The organism is Sphingopyxis sp. (genome assembly GCF_016463645.1).
Lineage (GTDB): Bacteria > Pseudomonadota > Alphaproteobacteria > Sphingomonadales > Sphingomonadaceae > Sphingopyxis.
This window is the reverse complement of sequence record NZ_JAEMQX010000230.1, coordinates 1-2,627: the sequence shown is the minus strand read 5'-3', so window position 1 is coordinate 2,627 and position 2,627 is coordinate 1. Positions and strand designations below refer to the sequence as shown.

Sequence of the window (2,627 nt, the reverse complement as noted above, 5' to 3'; positions counted from 1 at the left end):
TGGCGTCGAGGCGCGCGTAGATGAACGGCTTGAACAGCTCGAGCGCCATCTTCTTGGGCAGGCCGCACTGGTGCAGCTTGAGCTCCGGACCGGTCACGATGACCGAGCGGCCCGAATAGTCGACGCGCTTGCCGAGCAGGTTCTGACGGAAGCGGCCCTGCTTGCCCTTGAGCATGTCGGACAGCGACTTCAACGGACGCTTGTTTGCGCCCGTGATCGTGCGGCCGCGGCGGCCGTTGTCGAACAACGCGTCGACGGCTTCCTGCAGCATGCGCTTTTCGTTGCGGACGATGATGTCCGGCGCGCGCAGCTCCATCAGCCTCTTGAGACGATTGTTGCGGTTGATCACGCGGCGATACAGGTCGTTGAGATCCGAGGTCGCAAAGCGGCCGCCATCGAGCGGCACCAGCGGGCGCAGTTCGGGCGGGATGACCGGCACGACTTCGAGGATCATCCATTCGGGGCGGTTGCCCGAATCGATGAACGATTCCACGACCTTCAGGCGCTTGATGATCTTCTTGGGCTTCAGCTCCGACTTGGTGGTCGCAAGCTCTTCCATCAGGTCGACGCGTTCCTGCTCCAGATCGAGATTTTCGAGGAGCACGCGGATCGCTTCGGCGCCGATACCGGCCGAGAAGGCGTCTTCGCCATATTCGTCCTGCGCGTCGAGCAGTTCGTCTTCGGTCAGAAGCTGGAACTTTTCGAGCGGGGTCAGGCCGGGCTCAAGGACGATATAGGCTTCGAAGTACAGGACGCGCTCGAGCTGCTTCAACTGCATGTCGAGCAGCAGGCCGATGCGCGACGGCAGCGACTTCAGGAACCAGATGTGCGCGACGGGCGCGGCGAGCTCGATATGGCCCATGCGCTCGCGGCGGACCTTGGTCACCGTGACTTCGACACCGCACTTCTCGCAGACGATGCCCTTGTATTTCATGCGCTTGTACTTGCCGCACAGGCATTCATAATCCTTGATCGGACCGAAGATGCGCGCACAGAACAGCCCGTCACGCTCGGGCTTGAACGTGCGGTAGTTGATCGTTTCGGGCTTCTTGATTTCGCCGAACGACCACGAGCGGATGCGTTCCGGGCTCGCGATGCCGATCTTGATCATGTCGAAGGTTTCGGGCTTCGCGACCGGGTTCATGAAATTGGTAAGCTGGTTCATATGTCTGCTCCATCTTCCCCCCTCGCGCGGCGCGAGAGGGGTGAGGAAAAATCTTATTCGGCGGCTTCGGGAAGGGCTTCCGGACCTTCGCCGTCGTCTTCATCCGTGTAGGACGAAAGCTCGACGTTGAGGCCCAGCGAGCGCATTTCCTTGACGAGCACGTTGAAGCTTTCGGGGATGCCGGCCTCGAAGGTGTCGTCGCCCTTGACGATCGCCTCATAAACCTTGGTGCGGCCGATCACGTCATCGGACTTCACCGTCAGCATTTCCTGAAGCGTGTACGCCGCGCCATAGGCTTGCAGCGCCCACACTTCCATTTCCCCGAAGCGCTGGCCACCGAACTGCGCCTTGCCGCCCAGCGGCTGCTGGGTAACAAGCGAGTACGGCCCGATCGAACGCGCGTGGATCTTGTCGTCGACGAGGTGGTGGAGCTTCAGCATATAGATGTAGCCCACGGTCACCTTGCGGTCGAACTTGTCGCCGGTGCGGCCGTCGTAGAGGTCCGACTGACCCGAGTCATGCAGACCGGCGAGGGTCAGCATGTTCGACACGTCGGCTTCCTTCGCGCCGTCGAACACCGGGGTCGCGAACGGCACGCCAACGCGCAGGTTGTCGGCCAGTTCGACGATGTTGTCGGCGTCGCGCGACTTGATATCGTCAAGATATTCGGCGCCATAGACATTCTCGAGCGCGTCGCGGACGGCTTCGGGCATCTGCCCGCCCACCGCGTCGGGATTGGCGTCGCGCCAATCGTCGAGCGCCTGCGTGACCTGCCGGCCCAGACCGCGCGAAGCCCAGCCAAGGTGCGTTTCGAGGATCTGACCGACGTTCATGCGCGACGGCACGCCAAGCGGGTTCAGCACGATGTCGACATGCGTCCCGTCTTCGAGGAACGGCATGTCCTCGTTCGGCAGGATGCGGCTGATGACGCCCTTGTTGCCGTGACGGCCGGCCATCTTGTCGCCCGGCTGCAGCTTGCGCTTCACCGCGACGAAGACCTTGACCATCTTGAGCACGCCGGGGGCGAGTTCGTCGCCGCGCTGCAGCTTCTCGACGCGATCTTCATACTTCGCGTTGATCCGCTTGATCGCGTCGTCATACTGCGCCTTGATCGCTTCGAGGGCAGTCTGGGCATTGTCTTCGACAACCGCCAGCTTCCACCAGTCGGCGCGGTCGAGGTCGGTCAGCAATTCTTCGGTGACGACGTCGCCCTTCTTCAGGCCCTTCGGAACCGCGCTGGTCGTCTGACCGATCAGCAGGTCCTTGAGGCTCGAGAAGGTCGCGCGGTTGAGGATCGCGCGCTCGTCGTCGGCGTCCTGCTTCAGGCGCTCGATTTCCTCGCGTTCGATCGCGATCGCGCGTTCGTCCTTGTCGATACCGTGACGGTTGAAGACGCGAACCTCGACAACCGTGCCCGACACGCCCGGCGGCAGGCGGAGCGAGGTGTCGCGCACGTCGCTGG

The 2,627-nt window shown here is 62.6% G+C and carries 2 pseudogenes; both read right to left on the bottom strand.

Annotated features, from left to right (window positions below):
- Positions 1-1,165, bottom strand: a pseudogene (locus tag JHC57_RS21925) (DNA-directed RNA polymerase subunit beta'); the annotation flags it as partial.
- Between the two features lie 53 nt (positions 1,166-1,218).
- Positions 1,219-2,627 (bottom strand): annotated as a pseudogene (locus JHC57_RS21920) (DNA-directed RNA polymerase subunit beta); the annotation flags it as partial.